This is a genomic window from Ruegeria sp. CH8, from assembly GCF_056536985.1.
The window spans coordinates 204,196-219,213 of the sequence record NZ_JBQFQR010000003.1; the positions used below are offsets into that span (position 1 = coordinate 204,196).

The 15,018-nt window shown below is 58.5% G+C and carries 16 protein-coding genes; 14 read left to right on the forward strand and 2 right to left on the reverse strand.

The features are described 5' to 3' along the window. Positions 1-11 precede the first annotated feature (11 nt). The 4 genes from ACR0ER_RS04755 to ACR0ER_RS04770 all read left to right on the forward strand — a co-directional run bounded on the left by ACR0ER_RS04755 (position 12) and on the right by ACR0ER_RS04770 (position 4,792). Complete coding sequence (locus ACR0ER_RS04755; RefSeq protein WP_480767942.1) at positions 12-1,334, forward strand: outer membrane protein assembly factor BamB family protein; 1,323 nt, start codon at positions 12-14, stop codon at positions 1,332-1,334. A gap of 48 nt (positions 1,335-1,382) precedes the next feature. Continuing rightward, positions 1,383-2,846 (forward strand): ribosome biogenesis GTPase Der, encoded by a 1,464-nt coding sequence (gene der, locus ACR0ER_RS04760; protein ID WP_480767943.1) that lies wholly within the window; start codon positions 1,383-1,385, stop codon positions 2,844-2,846. Between the two features lie 165 nt (positions 2,847-3,011). Next, positions 3,012-3,998, forward strand: coding sequence for a fatty acid desaturase (locus tag ACR0ER_RS04765; protein ID WP_480767944.1), 987 nt, complete (start codon positions 3,012-3,014; stop codon positions 3,996-3,998). A 92-nt stretch (positions 3,999-4,090) separates the two neighbouring features. Next, on the forward strand, positions 4,091-4,792 hold the full coding sequence (locus tag ACR0ER_RS04770; protein WP_480767945.1) for a helix-hairpin-helix domain-containing protein: 702 nt from the start codon (positions 4,091-4,093) through the stop codon (positions 4,790-4,792). Positions 4,793-4,848: 56 nt separating this feature from the next. Here the strand turns inward: ACR0ER_RS04770 and serS are convergent, their stop codons facing one another. Further along, the gene (serS, locus tag ACR0ER_RS04775; RefSeq protein WP_480767946.1) at positions 4,849-6,141 is read right to left on the reverse strand and encodes a serine--tRNA ligase; all 1,293 of its coding nucleotides are present in this window, start codon (positions 6,139-6,141) and stop codon (positions 4,849-4,851) included. 72 nt (positions 6,142-6,213) lie between these two features. Beyond that, positions 6,214-7,875 carry a mechanosensitive ion channel family protein gene (locus ACR0ER_RS04780; RefSeq protein WP_480767947.1) on the reverse strand — a complete coding sequence of 554 codons (1,662 nt, stop codon included), beginning with the start codon at positions 7,873-7,875 and terminating at the stop codon, positions 6,214-6,216. A gap of 222 nt (positions 7,876-8,097) precedes the next feature. Between ACR0ER_RS04780 and yajC the strand changes: the two genes are divergently transcribed. The 10 genes from yajC to ACR0ER_RS04830 all read left to right on the forward strand — a co-directional run bounded on the left by yajC (position 8,098) and on the right by ACR0ER_RS04830 (position 15,005). Further along, on the forward strand, positions 8,098-8,385 hold the full coding sequence (gene yajC, locus ACR0ER_RS04785) for a preprotein translocase subunit YajC (protein ID WP_170329253.1): 288 nt from the start codon (positions 8,098-8,100) through the stop codon (positions 8,383-8,385). 33 nt (positions 8,386-8,418) lie between these two features. After that, positions 8,419-10,080, forward strand: coding sequence for a protein translocase subunit SecD (secD, locus tag ACR0ER_RS04790; protein WP_480767948.1), 1,662 nt, complete (start codon positions 8,419-8,421; stop codon positions 10,078-10,080). Position 10,081: 1 nt separating this feature from the next. After that, positions 10,082-11,050 carry a protein translocase subunit SecF gene (secF, locus tag ACR0ER_RS04795; protein ID WP_170329251.1) on the forward strand — a complete coding sequence of 323 codons (969 nt, stop codon included), beginning with the start codon at positions 10,082-10,084 and terminating at the stop codon, positions 11,048-11,050. Continuing rightward, entirely contained in the window at positions 11,031-11,789 is a 759-nt protein-coding gene (locus ACR0ER_RS04800) for a sulfite exporter TauE/SafE family protein (protein ID WP_480767949.1), read from the forward strand. The genes secF and ACR0ER_RS04800 overlap by 20 nt, the downstream gene beginning before the upstream one ends. A gap of 9 nt (positions 11,790-11,798) precedes the next feature. Further along, positions 11,799-12,152, forward strand: coding sequence for an Mth938-like domain-containing protein (locus ACR0ER_RS04805; RefSeq protein WP_480767950.1), 354 nt, complete (start codon positions 11,799-11,801; stop codon positions 12,150-12,152). Positions 12,153-12,218: 66 nt separating this feature from the next. Continuing rightward, entirely contained in the window at positions 12,219-12,833 is a 615-nt protein-coding gene (gene ccmA, locus ACR0ER_RS04810; protein WP_480767951.1) for a heme ABC exporter ATP-binding protein CcmA, read from the forward strand. Further along, positions 12,830-13,486 (forward strand): heme exporter protein CcmB, encoded by a 657-nt coding sequence (gene ccmB, locus ACR0ER_RS04815; protein WP_170382693.1) that lies wholly within the window; start codon positions 12,830-12,832, stop codon positions 13,484-13,486. The genes ccmA and ccmB overlap by 4 nt, the downstream gene beginning before the upstream one ends. A 61-nt stretch (positions 13,487-13,547) precedes the next feature. Beyond that, a complete protein-coding gene (locus ACR0ER_RS04820) occupies positions 13,548-14,321 on the forward strand; it encodes a heme ABC transporter permease (protein WP_170329247.1) in 774 nt (257 codons plus the stop codon). After that, the gene (ccmD, locus tag ACR0ER_RS04825; protein ID WP_480767952.1) at positions 14,318-14,476 is read left to right on the forward strand and encodes a heme exporter protein CcmD; all 159 of its coding nucleotides are present in this window, start codon (positions 14,318-14,320) and stop codon (positions 14,474-14,476) included. Before ACR0ER_RS04820 ends, ccmD begins: the two co-directional genes overlap by 4 nt. Then, positions 14,469-15,005, forward strand: a complete 537-nt coding sequence (locus tag ACR0ER_RS04830; RefSeq protein WP_170329245.1) for a DsbE family thiol:disulfide interchange protein — start codon at positions 14,469-14,471, stop codon at positions 15,003-15,005. Before ccmD ends, ACR0ER_RS04830 begins: the two co-directional genes overlap by 8 nt. Positions 15,006-15,018 lie beyond the last annotated feature (13 nt).

Sequence of the window (15,018 nt, forward strand, 5' to 3'; positions counted from 1 at the left end):
TTCGGAGTAGTATGGTGACAAGTCTTTTCTCCCGCGTAGGATTGTCGGTTGCGGCGCTATCGCTGACAGCGCTTGCCGCCTGTGAAGAGCCCGAAGTTATCCTGCCTGGTCCCCGCGAGGATATCCGTCCGACCGCCAACAACGAAGCCATTGAAACCCGTGGCTCGAAACCCATTAGCTTGCCAGCACAGAAGGCGAACGCCAACTGGTCTCAGAGCGCCGGGACGCCAGCCTATCGCACCACCAATGCCGCGCTGCGTACAACGCCACAGCGCATCTGGTCCACCTCTATCGGTGACGGAGATTCGCGGAAGCGGCGCATTACCGCCGAACCCGTTGTGGCTGGTGGTCTGATCTTTACGCTTGATGCCGGTGCAACCGTTTCCGCGGTTACGCCGCAGGGGCAGCTGGCTTGGAGTACGAACCTTATCCCGCCCAGTGACGGTGACTCGGACGCGACTGGGGGAGGGTTGGCCTATGCCAATGGTGTTCTCTATGTTTCGTCGGGCTTTGGCCGTCTAACGGCGCTGGATGCCAAGTCAGGTGGGATCAAATGGCAAAAACGCCTGAACGCCACTGGTAGCGGCGCGCCTCTGGTCAATGACGGCATTCTGTATCTGGTCGCGGGTGATGAAACCGGTTGGGCCGTGAACACCAAGGATGGCCGTATCGCCTGGCAAATTCAGGGTACTCCCAGTGTGGGGAACGTACTTGGCGCTCCGGCTCCGGTTATCGCGTCTGATTTTTCGGTTTTCGCCTTTGGTTCGGGTGACATTGCCGCGACTTTCCGCAAGGGCGGAATCAGGCGCTGGAACGCGTCGGTCGCGGGTGGACGCCGTGGGCGTGCTGCAGCGCAAATCGTAGACGTGACCGGCGGACCCATGGTTGTTGGCGACGCGATTTATATCGGCAACCACTCGGGGCGAACTGTGGCGTTTGACTCTGGTTCGGGTGAGCGGATCTGGACTGCGAACGAAGGTGCGGTTGATACAGTCTGGCCTGCGGGCAACAGCCTGTTTCTGATCAGCGACCGCAGTCAACTGGTCCGGTTGGACCGTGCCGATGGATCGATTGTCTGGGCGCAAGACCTGCCGGGTTTCGTCAAGGACAAGCCAAGACGCCGCGGCCCGATCGTTGCCCATTACGGTCCGATCCTAGCTGGCGGGCGTATTGTCGTTGCATCGAATGACGGTTACCTGCGGCTCTTCAACCCCGTGGACGGTACGTTGCTAAACAGGATCGAGGTGCCCGGAGGTGCCACAACGGCCCCCGTCGTGGCGGGGCAGACGCTGTACGTCGTATCGTCCAAAGGTGATCTACACGCTTTCCGTTGACGACAAGATGCGTTAAAGGGCGCGTCTGAGTCTTGAAAGTTGAGTATCATGTCGCTGACCCTCGCCATCGTGGGGCGCCCGAATGTGGGCAAATCCACACTGTTCAACCGCCTTGTGGGCAAACGTCTGGCTCTGGTCGACGACCAGCCCGGCGTAACGCGTGACCTGCGCGAAGGCGAAGGGCGTCTGGGCGATCTGCGTTTTACCGTGATCGACACGGCAGGTCTTGAGGATGCCACCGATGACAGCCTGCAGGGCCGGATGCGCCGTCTGACCGAGCGCGCGGTGGACATGGCTGACGTTTGCCTTTTCATGATCGACGCGCGTGTTGGCCTGACCCCGACCGATGAGATGTTCGCCGAGATTCTGCGGAAACGGTCGAAACACGTGATCCTCGCGGCCAACAAAGCCGAAGGCAACGCAGCGGATGCCGGTGTGCTTGAGGCCTATAACCTGGGTCTTGGCGAACCCGTACGTCTGTCGGGCGAGCACGGCGAGGGGATGACCGACCTCTATACGCAGCTGATGCCTCTGGCGGACGCTGCGGAGGAAAAGGCCGAGGAAAACGCACCTGAAACCGATATCGAACTGGATGAGGATGGCGAGGGCGAAACCCCTCTGATTACTGCAGCCAAGCCGTTGCAGGTGGCTGTCGTTGGGCGTCCAAATGCCGGAAAATCCACTCTGATCAATAAGATCATTGGTGAAGATCGCTTGCTGACCGGCCCTGAGGCCGGAATCACTCGTGATGCCATCAGCCTGCGGATCGACTGGGCTGATCCGGGTGGCGACAGCACGCCGATGCGGATTTTCGACACCGCTGGGATGCGCAAGAAAGCTAAGGTGCAGGAAAAGCTGGAAAAGCTTTCAGTCTCTGATGGTTTGCGCGCGGTGAAATTCGCCGAGGTCGTGGTGGTTCTGCTGGATGCCGCGATTCCGTTCGAGCAGCAGGACCTGCGTATTGCCGATCTGGCCGAACGCGAAGGCCGTGCCGTTGTCGTCGCGGTGAACAAATGGGACATTGAAGAGGACAAGCAGGAAAAGCTGCGCGATCTGAAAGAGTCGTTCGAGCGTCTGCTGCCGCAACTGCGTGGTGCGCCTCTGATTACCGTGTCTGCCAAAACCGGTCGTGGGCTGGAGCGTCTGCGTGCGGCTATCCTGCGAGCCCATGACGTTTGGAACCGCCGCGTCCCCACTGCGGCGTTGAACCGCTGGCTGACCGCGATGCTGGAACAGCACCCGCCGCCAGCCCCGCAGGGCCGTCGGATCAAGCTGCGTTATATGACACAGGCCAAGACCCGTCCGCCGGGGTTTGTGGTCATGTGCTCGCATCCCGACAAGATGCCGGACAGCTATACGCGCTATCTGGTTAACGGATTGCGCGAAGATTTCGACATGCCAGGAACGCCAATCCGCCTGACATTGCGAGGGCAGGGCGACAAGAACCCCTATAAGGGGCGGCGTAAGAAAAACGCGGGCGCGTTGGCCAAGCATCTCAAAGGTCGCGCGTAACCGCGCCAATTTTCAGCATTTTTAGCAGAAGGGCGTGACAGCCCGGTTGCCGCAGGCTAGCATTCGCCTGTGCGCATGCGTTTTTTGTATGCGCTGCTTGAATACGAGGAAGATACAGATAGTTTCGATGTGATATTAACTTGGCCAATCGTGGGGACAGGCTGAATGAATTTGCGGGAATACACGCGGCAATTTGCGGTTCAGGACAATCGCCTTGCTGCGCTGAGCTATTTTGGAACGTTTGCCGTTTATTTCGCATCGCTGACACTGGCGATTATCTACGTTGACCGCTGGTATATAATGATCCCTGCGGGGATCGTTTTCGCCTTTTCCGCCGTGCGCCTTTACGTGCTGCAACACGACTGCGGCCACCACTCTCTGTTTGAAACGCGCGAGCAGAATGAATGGGCCGGGCATGGTCTCTCACCGTTCACCTTCGCCCCGTTTGAGGTGATGAAGCAAAACCACAACCTGCACCATGCGGGCATCGGGAACTTGGAACACCGTGAAACCGGTGAGATCCACACGATGACCCTGCGGGAGTGGAACGCCTCAGATTGGAAAACCCGTTTGTTCTATCGGCTTTACCGCAACCCGTTCATCCTGGTTCCGGTTGGTGCTTTGTTTACTTATTTTATCCGCTATCGCTGGCCAAAAAACACGGTTCGGTTCGGCGTCAAAGGTGTGGTGCTGCACAACCTGTCCATTGTAGTGTTCCTGGGCCTGCTTTACCTGATCGCCGGTACGACGGGCATTCTGGTCTGGCTGGTGTTCTCTCTGTTGGGCGGGATGCTGGGCGTGTTCCTAGTTTATCTACAACACAACTTCGAGGACACCTATTGGGACCGCCGCCCCGACCTGGATCCGCAATTGGCGGCGTTGCAGGGTTCGTCAGCATTGGATTTCGGATGGTGGTTCGACAACGCGGTGGCCTGCATTACTCTGCACGACATTCATCATTTCAACGCTCGCATTCCGTCTTATCGGTTGCGGGCGTGTCATTATAACCTGCCGCCCGAATACACGCCGCGCCGGATCAAATTCCCCGAGGCCGTTGCGGCACTGAACCTGAAACTGTGGGACGAGGATGCCAAACGCCTTGTGCCATTTCCGAAAAAGGACACAACCGGTACGCTGGCGCACAGCAGTTAACAGCTTGAGGCGGCTTCGGCCGTTCATTGGCTTGCTGATGTGTATATACAGTGTATATAGGGTTGCACACAGGGAGAAAGAAAGGACAAAGAATGACCGCAGTGACAGCAGTTAAGGGTGTGGGTGAGGCGATGGCGCAAGCGCTCAGCGCCAATGGTTTCACGACCGCCGAAGCCATAGCCAAGGCCAGCCCCGCTGACCTTACTAAAGTGCCCCGAATTGGGACGGCGCGGGCCCCGCTTCTGATTGCTGCTGCGAAAGAAGCGATCGCTGCCAAACCAGCTGCCGCCAAAACTCCGGCCAGAAAGCCAGCAGCGACCAAACCAGCTGCTGCCAAAACTGCAGCCAGAAAACCTGCGGCTGCCAAAACTACCGCCAGAAAACCCGCGACGGCAAAGCAAGCCGCTGCGAAAACAACTACCCGCTCTCCAGCGCGCAAACCGGCCACGCGCCGTGCTGCGCCGCGCAAAACTGTCGCAGCCGCAGCCGCTGAAAAACGCGCAGAAGAGGCCGCGCGCAAAGCTGCAGAAGAAGCTGCACGTAAGGCCGCCGCAGAGAAAGCTGCTGCCGAGGCCGCCGAAGCGAAAGCCCGCAAGAAGGCCAAGGCAAAAGCTAAAGCTGAAAAGGCAGCCAAAAAGTTGCAAGAGATGGAGGCCGTGTTCTCGAAGGCCAAGGACAAGGTGAAAGCCAAGTCCAAAAAGGACAAAAAGTCCAAGAAGGACGACAAGAAGAAAGACAAAAGCAAGGACAAGAAGAAGGATAAGAAAAAGGATAAGAAAAAGGCGAAGAAGTAAGCCTTCTCCGCCTTTTGGATTGTCGAACCGGTGCCGTTTGCGGCGCCGGTTTTTTTTTAGGCCAGCGTGCCGTCCAAACGCAGGTTCAGCTTGCCGCCCAGATAGGGAGCGAGCACCTCGGGCAGTGTGACGGTGCCGTCGGCGTTCTGGCCATTTTCCAGCACGGCAATCAGGCAACGCCCGACGGCCAGACCCGACCCGTTCAGAGTGTGAACGTATTCCGGCTTTCCGCCAACTTCGGGCCGGAACCGCGCGTTCATGCGACGCGCCTGGAAGTCGCCACAGGTCGAAACCGAGCTGATCTCGCGATAGGTGTCCTGACCGGGCAACCACGCCTCAATGTCGTAAGTCCGGCGTGCGCCAAAGCCCATATCGCCGGTGCATAGGATCACAGTGCGATAGGGGATACCCAGCTTTTCCAGAATGCCTTCGGCACAGCGCAACATACGCTTCTGTTCGTCGTCCGATTTGTCCGGATGCGTGACAGATACCATCTCGACCTTTTCGAACTGGTGCTGGCGCAGCATCCCGCGAGTGTCTTTGCCCGCGCTGCCAGCCTCGGAGCGGAAGCAGAGCGAATGCGCAGTGTAACGGCGGGGCAGATAGCTTTCTTCGATCATCGTGTCGTTGACGATATTGGTCAGCGAAACCTCGGATGTCGGGATCAGCCACCAGCCTTCGCGGGTCTGATAGCTGTCTTCGCCGAATTTCGGCAACTGGCCGGTGCCCTGCATCATCTCTGACAGGACCAGAACCGGGCCGTTGACCTCGGTCAGTTCGTTCTCGTTGATATGCGTGTCCAGCATGAACTGCGCCAGCGCGCGGTGAATACGCGCGACGCCACCGGATAGCAGTACAAAACGCGAGCCCGAGAGCTTGGCGGCGGTTTCAAAATCCATGCCGTTTTGAACGGCTTCGATCTCGAAATGCTCTTTGGGTGCGAAGTCCAGTTCGCGCGGGGTGCCCCAGCGGTTGACCTCGACATTGTCTTTTTCATCTGTACCTGCGGGAACATCCTCGGCGGGCAAGTTGGCGATGCGGATCAACTGATCTGCCAGCAGAGCGTCCAGATCCTTGGCCTCGGTCTGCATGCGCGCGACCTCGGCCTTTTTCTCTGCGACCAGCGCGCGCAGGCGTTCGAACTCGGCTTCATCGCCGCGTGCTTTGGCGGCGCCTACTTCTTTGCTGGCTTTGTTCTGTTCGGCTTGCGCCGTCTCGGCGGCAAGAATTTTGGCCCGGCGGCTTTCGTCCAGCCTCAGCACATCTGACGACACCGGCGCGTCCCCGCGGCGCGCAAGGGCGGCGTCGAAGGCGGCTGGGTTTTCGCGAATGGCGCGGATGTCGTGCATGGTTCAGATCCTTAAATGCGTGAATCACTGAAAGCGCTTATGCACCATCTGAAAGGCAGGGTGTAGCACCGGTTACGCTTTATCAGCGTCCTCGTGTGTTTCATGCGCCAGATGACCATCCCATTCTTCGACCGGGATTTTTGGCTCAGGCGGATCGGCCATGTAAGAGGGCGTCATGATCTGCACGCCGTTCTCATTGAAGACGGCCACGATGTTGCGATGCAGGTCCGACCGAATTTTCGGGATGATACTGCCCCGCGTGGTGTACCCGTTGATCTGATAGTTGATCGCGTAGTCCGCCAAGGCGGTCCACAGAACAAAGGGTTCCGGCTTGTTCTTGATCCCTTTGGTTCGATGAGCGGCCTCGATCAGCATGGCTTCGACCTTTTCCGGAGGTTCCTCATAGCCGATGCCAACGGTGGTGTGCAGCAGCAGCCCGCTGCCATCCGTTTTCTTCGAGAAATTAACCACATCCGAGTTCATAAGCTGGGCATTCGGAATCGAAATCAGTTCGTTCTTGATGGATTTCAGGTGCGTTTCCATCAGTTTGATCTGAACCACGTCACCAATGTGATCCCCGATCTGAATACGGTCCCCGATTGAGGTTGAGCGGCGATAGATCACGAACAGACCGGCTAACATGTTCGATACGACCGAGTTCGCGCCAAGCGAGAGCATGGCGCCAACCAGAATGGTCAGTCCCTGAAACGCTGCAGAATCCGAGCCGGGAATGTAGGGCACTGCAAAGACCAGTGCGATCAGGATGACAACCACGCGCGCGATGTTGAACGTTGGATTGACCCAGTGTTTTTCGAAGTCGCCCATATCGAACGAGCCCGCCTCGACCGCATCAAAAAACACCCGCATGCCCCTGATGATGTACATGGTGACCCACGCGATCAGGACCAGCATGATGAGATTAGGGATATAGCTGAGGATGCCCTTGAAAATCAGCAGGACTGGTTCCGTCAGGTAGGTCAGCAGAAGGTGTGCGAAATAGCGGGTTTCTGCGAATGCCAGAAGGACGAAGGACAGGTAGTAATAGAAGCCCAGAAAGAAGATCACCAACAGGGCAAAGTTCAGGCCATACCGAACCAGCGCGGCAATCGCCTCGGCCTGTACGCTTTTGGCGGTGGCGGTTTCTACATCCCTCAAGTGGCGTTTGACGAATTTTAGAGTGCGCCGTCTGATTCTTCGGTGCAGCCATAGGATGACGACGACGAACGCGACAAAGCCAAGTGTCCATGCCGCTGCCTCGATGGCGCCTGAGACCCGCGCCTGTTCGGTTCGGTTGGACCGGTAAGCAATGATCGCTTCTTCAATGGCCTGACCATGAAGAAAGCTGAGAACATCCAGCTCGATCTGTTCAAGTTCGGCGTCGGCGACTGTCACGACCGATACCCAAACCCCATCGACCAGAATGCGCGTGCCGAGGTCAATATCCTCGTATGTGATGGTAACGTCCAGACTGTCAGAAGACTCCGCCACCTCGATGATCGCTTCCTGAACCGTTTCAGCGCGTTCAGAAGCAGGCAGGGCGCTGGAACCCCTTAAGAAAAACAATGAGTCGCCGTCGACAATAACCGGCGCTTTGAACGTTTCGGACTGTTCTTCATCAGTTGTGTCGACGGATGGAGTTTCCTGAGCCGAAGTAACAACAGGTGAAAGAACGATCACCAAGGTCGCGATCAGCATACGTGTAAGCATGCCAACGGTTTGTATTAGTTGAGTCATTCGCCCTCCCGTTGCTCAACTATATCCGAGAAGGGCGATGTTCCTAGAGGGAACTATGTTGGTGAGAGAATTCTCGGACAAATTGTTGCGTTGCGCGTTAAAACGGGTTTTCCAAAGAATAACTTCTTGCGCCACCTGTCCTTGCAAACAGGCATTTCAAAGAATAGGTTCTCGCCAAATTTGCGGAGCCCTTCCGCAAGCCCAAACCAAAAGGAATATCCCATGGAAGGTGGCGCAATCGCCCAGTTTCTCCCGCTGATCCTGATCTTCGCGATCATGTATTTCCTGCTGATCCGTCCGCAGCAGAAAAAGATGAAGGAACATCAGGCTATGGTCGAGGCCGTGCGCCGGGGCGATCAGGTGGTCACTCAGGGTGGTCTGATTGGCAAGGTGTCGAAGGTCAAGGAAGGCGATAACGAGATCGAGGTCGAGATCGCCGAGAACGTCAAGGTTCGTGTGGTCAAGTCAACCATCGCTCAGGTTCTGAACAAGACCGAACCGGCGAAGTAACTTCGCGCGACAATCCCTTGAAAAGGCAGGGTAATGCTGCAAATTGATACCTGGAAGCGGGTTCTGATCTGGCTGGTTTGTGTGACCGGCTTGCTCATGGCCCTGCCGAATGCGTTTTACACGCGCGTTGAGCAATCTAACGATGCCAAGACTGCGATTGAGCTTGGCATCGACACCCCCGAAATGCAGGCGCAGGCGGCGCAGTGGCCCAACTGGCTGCCGTCGTCGCTGGTCAATCTTGGCCTCGACCTGCGTGGTGGGGCGCATCTGCTGGCCGAAGTGAAGGTCGAAGATGTGTACGAATCCCGGATGGAGGCGATGTGGCCCGAGATCCGCGACGCCTTGCGGGATGAACGCGCAACCGTGGGCACGATCCGTAAACAGGAATCGGCCCCGGATGAGATTCGCGTTCGCATCAGCCAGCCCGAGGGTATGCCTCGCGCGCTGGAGGTAGTACGCGGTCTGGCCCGCCAGGTGCAGACGCTGACCGGCGTTGGCGCCACTGATATCGAAGCCCGCGCCGAGGGCGATACCATCGTCGTGCAGCTTTCAGAGGCCGAGAAGCTGGCCTCGGATGACCGCACCGTGCGCCAGGCGCTGGAAATCATCCGCCGCCGGATCGACGAGGTCGGCACCCGTGAACCCACCATTCAGCGGCAGGGCGCGGACCGTATCCTTATTCAAGTGCCGGGTATCGGCAGCGCGGGTGAGCTTAAAGATATCATTGGAACCACGGCGCAATTGACGTTTAACCCCGTGGTTGGGCGCGGCAGCGACCCGGATGCGGTGCCGGGTATCGGTCAGGAGGTCGTCCCTTCCATTGATGAGGATGGTGTCTATTACATAATCGAATCCGCTCCGGTTGTGACCGGTGAAGAACTGGTAGACGCGCAGCCTTCATTCGATCAAAACGGCCGACCTGCGGTAAGTTTCCGGTTCAACACGTCTGGTGCACGCAAGTTCGGTGACTACACCCGAGACAATATCGGCGCACCCTTTGCTATTGTGCTGGATGACGAGGTGATCTCGGCCCCCGTGATCCAAAGCCATATTCCGGGCGGGTCGGGTATCATCACCGGCAACTTCACTGTCGAAGAAAGCACCAATCTGGCCGTCCTTCTGCGCGCCGGTGCTCTGCCCGCCGGGTTGGAATTCTTGGAAGAACGCACTATCGGCCCCGAGCTGGGTCAGGACAGCATCGACGCAGGTAAAACCGCAACCATCGTGGCCTTTGTCGCGGTGCTGAGCTTCATGGCGCTCAGCTATGGTTTGTTCGGGATTTTTGCCAATATCGCGCTGATCATCAACGTCGGGCTGATCTTTGGCCTGCTGTCGCTGATTGGGGCCACGCTGACCCTGCCGGGTATTGCGGGCATCGTTCTGACTGTGGGTATGGCGGTCGACGCCAACGTGCTAATCTTTGAACGTATCCGCGAAGAACTGAAATCCGCCCGAGGCCCGGCACGTGCGATCGAACTGGGTTATGAAAAGGCGCTGTCGGCTATTGTCGACGCCAACGTGACCACCTTCATCACCGCCGTGATCCTGTTTGCTATGGGCAGCGGCCCGGTGCGTGGTTTCGCGATCACGCTGGGTCTTGGTATCCTGACCTCGGCCTTCACTGCGATCTTCGTCACGCGCCTGTTTGTCGTGATGTGGTTCGAACGCCGCCGTCCGAAAACGATCGAGGTTTGACATGAGACTGAAACTCGTACCCCAGAACACCTCGTTCGATTTTTTCAGCCGCTGGAAGGTCTGGCTGGGCATCTCGGCCCTGATGATGGTTGTGGCGTTCACGTCCTTCATGCTGCAGGGGCTGAACTTTGGCATCGATTTCCGCGGCGGGACCACGATCCGGACTCAGTCCACGCAAGAGATCGACATCGGCGCCTATCGTGACGCTATTGCTCCGCTGGAACTGGGCGATGTGACCATCACCGAGATTTTCGATCCGACCTTTGGCGAGGACGAAAACGTCGCCATGATCCGCATTCAGGCGCAGGCTGATGCCGAGGCGGTTTCCGCCGCCACTGTCACCGCGGTGGAAGATGCGTTGAAGGTTTCCGTGCCAGATATCGAATTTGTCTCGGTCGAATCCGTTGGTCCCAAGGTCTCGGGTGAGTTGATCCAGACTGCTGTAATCGCGGTGATGCTCGCCATCGGCGCGGTTCTGGTCTACATCTGGCTACGCTTTGAATGGCAGTTTGCGCTGGGGGCCGTGGCCGCATTGGTGCATGATGTGATCCTGACCATCGGTATCTTCTCGGAACTGCAGATCCGGTTCGATCTGGCGATCATCGCGGCGCTTCTTACCATCGTGGGTTACTCGCTGAACGATACCGTGGTTGTGTTCGACCGGGTGCGTGAGAACTTACGGAAATACAAGAAGAAGGACTTGAAGGAGGTTCTGAACATCTCGATCAACGAAACGCTCAGCCGGACTGTGATGACCTCGGTGACCACATTGCTGGCACTGATCTCGCTGTATGTGCTGGGCGGCGACGTGATCCGCGGCTTTGTCTTTGCGATGATCTGGGGGGTGATCGTGGGAACCTATTCGTCGGTCTTCGTGGCCTCGACCATCCTGCTGTGGTTGGGGGTCAAGCGAGACTGGTCCAAGCCGTCCAATACGGCGGGCAATCAGTTTGCCAACATCGACGCCTGAGATATTCGGCCAGTCCCCAACAGGGCTGGCCGTTATCCTTTTTGCCGCCTTTCTTGGCGGCATCGTGCGCGGGTTTTCAGGGTTTGGAACTGCGCTGATCTTCCTCCCTATCGCCACGCCATTTCTTGGCCCATTCGGAGCCATTATTGGTCTGACCATCATGGACATCTTCGGGCCGTTGCCGAACCTGCGGCGGGCCTGGCGTGTTGTGGACCGGGGTGATCTGGCCCGACTGGCGACCGGATGCGCATTGTTATTGCCAGTGGGACTATGGCTGCTGACGCGGGTCGAGCCAGAGGTGTTCCGGTATGCAGTTAGTCTGTTGGCGATCTTCATGCTGGCTGTGCTGATTCTCGGGCTGCGGTATCACGGGCGCGTGGGGCGCACGATGGTCGCCGGGATCGGTGGCGCTGCCGGGTTTCTGGGTGGCGTGGCAGGCTTGCCCGGCCCGGCGGTGATCCTGTTCTACATGTCGCGGCCTTTGCCGGTTGAGGTGATCCGGGCGACGATCCTGCTGTTCCTGTTTGTCTTCGATTTCCTGATCCTCGGTTTTCTGACCGGCATGGGGCGGATCACCTGGCCCGCTGTAGCGTTGGGATTGGTGTTGTCGGTGCCGAACCTACTGGGCAACTGGCTGGGGGGCTGGTTGTTCCGGCCCGAATACGAACGGCTTTACCGCGCCGCTGCCTATCTGGCGATTGCGGTTGCAGCCTTGTCGGGCCTGCCGCTTTGGGGCTAGAAGGTGCCCATGCGCCTGAATGAGATCACCTACAACAACGCAGTTCCAGTCGATGGCTATGGCCCCGGCTTTTTCCGCATCGGCGGGCAGGTTTACCATGAGGCTGTTTTGACAGGTCCCACTGGCACCGTAGGCTGGGGCGGTTACCCCGATGACGCATCGCTGTTGGCGCTGTCCGAAACGGTGGACGTTCTGTTCATCGGCACCGGAGAGGCTCTGACCCATATCCCATCTGACCTGCGCACGGCGCTTGAGGATGCGGGAATTGGGGTTGAGATCATGAATTCTCCGGCCGCTTGCCGCACTTACAATGTGTTGCTGTCCGAAGGCCGCCGCGTTGCACTGGCGCTATTGCCGGTCTGAGGCGGGCACAGGGCCTGCGGCAAATCTCGCCTTTTGCCTCTGCCAGCAATCAGATAAGCGGAACTCATGATACTGACTGTGACCGATCTGGCCATCGCCCGCGGTGGCGTTCCCGTCCTTGAAGGGCTGAGCTTTGCGCTGCACCCCGGCAAGGCGCTGATCCTGCGCGGGCCGAACGGCATCGGTAAGACGACGCTGCTGCGTACGTTGGCGGGATTGCAGCCGCCCCTAACCGGGCAGATTGACGGAGCCGAGGATCAGATCGCCTATGCCTCACATTCCGATGGGTTAAAGCCGACTTTAACCGTCGTGGAAAACCTGACCTTCTGGGCGTCGGTTTTTGGCACAAATGGCATCCAAACCGCATTGAACGCCTTTGCGCTGAACGAGTTGTCGGATCGTCACGCGGGCAACCTGTCGGCGGGGCAAAAGCGACGTCTGGGTTTGGCACGGATGCTGGTAACCGGGCGGCCGATCTGGATGCTGGACGAACCCACCGTATCGTTGGACAAAAACGCCGTGCAGATGTTCGCCGACGCCGTACGTGCCCATCTGGGGCAGGGCGGCTCGGCCCTGATTGCCACCCATATCGACCTTGGCCTAGATGGCGAGGTTCTGGATGTCGGTCCCAACAAGGCGAAACCAAAACCCATCGACGATTTCGACGGAGGCTTCCTGTGATCGCCCTGTTGCTGCGTGACCTGAAACTGGCCTTCCGAGCCGGAGGGGGCTTTGGCCTTGGTCTGGCGTTTTTTCTGATCGTCACTGTTCTGGTGCCGTTTTCGGTGGGGCCGCAATCGTCGCTGTTGTCGACCATCGCACCGGGTGTTCTGTGGCTAGGCGCGCTGCTTGCGTGCCTTCTGTCGCTGGACCGCCTGTTGGCGCTGGATTGGGAGGACGGCTCGCTCGATCTGCTGGCCACCGCGCCATTGCCGCTGGAATCGGTGGTCTCGATCAAGGCGCTGGCGCATTGGTTGACCACCGGTCTGCCGCTGGTTCTGGCTGCGCCGTTTCTGGGCGTGCTGCTGAACCTGCCGGTCCCGGGGTTCTTCTGGCTGGTGATTTCACTGCTGATCGGTACCCCGGCCATGAGCGTCATCGGCACCTTCGGCGCGGCCCTGACCGTGGGCCTGAAACGTGGCGGGCTGCTGCTGTCGCTGCTGGTACTGCCGCTATATGTGCCGACCCTGATCTTCGGTGCCGAGGTCGCGCGCCGTGGCGCCACGGGGATGGAGACACAAACGCCGCTGCTGATGCTGGCGGGGATCACAGCGGCCACCATCGCACTGCTGCCCTTTGCCAGCGCAGCGGTTCTGCGCATCAACCTTCGGTGACGCGTTCAAACTTTGACCGATGTCAATTGAGAACGCACCCGACTCGGACTAGATAAGGCCCATGTCTATCGCAGCCAAAGCCAACGCCCTCTGGGAATACGCCAACCCGCGCAAGTTCCTTGCCACCAGTGAACGGGTGATGCCGTTTTTCTGGGTAACCTCGCTTGCGTGCATTGTGGTCGGACTGGTCTGGGGGTTCTTTTTCACGCCGGACGATTACAAGCAGGGCTCGACCGTCAAGATCATATACCTGCATGTGCCTGCGGCGCTGATGGCAATCAATTGCTGGCTGATGATGCTGGCAACTTCGCTGGTCTGGCTGGTGCGGCGTCACCATGTCAGTGCGCTGGCTGCCCGTGCGGCGGCCCCCATTGGCATCGTGATGACGCTGATCGCGCTGGCGACCGGAGCGATTTGGGGGCAGCCGATGTGGGGCACGTGGTGGGCCTGGGATCCGCGCCTGACCTCGTTCCTGATCCTGTTCCTGTTCTATCTGGGCTATGTTGCACTGTGGGAAGCGATTGAAGATCCAGATACGGCGGCGGATCTGACCTCGGTCCTGTGTCTGGTGGGCTCGGTCTTCGCGCTGCTCAGCCGTTATGCGGTGAACTTCTGGAACCAGGGCTTGCATCAGGGCGCGTCGGTGATGCGCGCGGCGGCCGTAACCGGGGCGGATACCGAAGAAAAGGTCAGCAACATCTACTTCTACCCGTTATTGCTGTGCATCATCGGGTTCGTGCTGCTGTTCATTGCGCTGGTCCTGTATCGCACTGGCACGGAAATCCGGGCGCGGCGGATCAAGGCGCTGCTGGCGCGGGAAAGGGTAAACGGATGATCCCTGATCTTGGAAAATATGCCGATACGGTTCTGTGGTCCTATGCGGCCTCGATTGGTCTGCTGGTGTTGCTGATCGTGTTCAGCATCGCACGCGGGCGCAAGGTTCGAACTGAGATGGAGAAGGTCGAACAAAGGATGACACGCAATGGCTAAGATCTCGCCCCTGATGCTGGCGCCACCGCTGATCTTCGGCGCGTTTGCAGTCGCGGCCTTGGTGCAATTGCAAGATGGCTCGGACGACACGCTGCCGTCGGCCCGCCAGGGCCAGCCCGCGCCGCCGGTTGTTCTGACCGAGTTTCCGGGCAAGACGATGTTCGACGATGAGACACTGCGCGACGGCGAAGTCAAGCTGGTCAACTACTGGGCCAGCTGGTGCGCGCCCTGTCGTGCTGAACACCCGAACCTTGAAGCTTTGGCCAAGGAAGGTATCCCGGTCTACGGCATTAACTATAAAGACAAACTGGACAACGCCGAATCGTTCCTGACTGATCTGGGCGACCCTTACAAGTCCATCGGACGGGATGAACAGGGACGGATGGCGCTGGACTGGGGCCTGTATGGTGTGCCCGAGACCTATGTGATCGACGGCGAAGGCACGATCCTCCTGCGGTTTGCCGGGCCGATTACCCAACGCGTGATCGAAAGCACCATCCGACCCGCGCTGGAGAAAGCCAGTCAGTAAAGTTAGTCTTTGC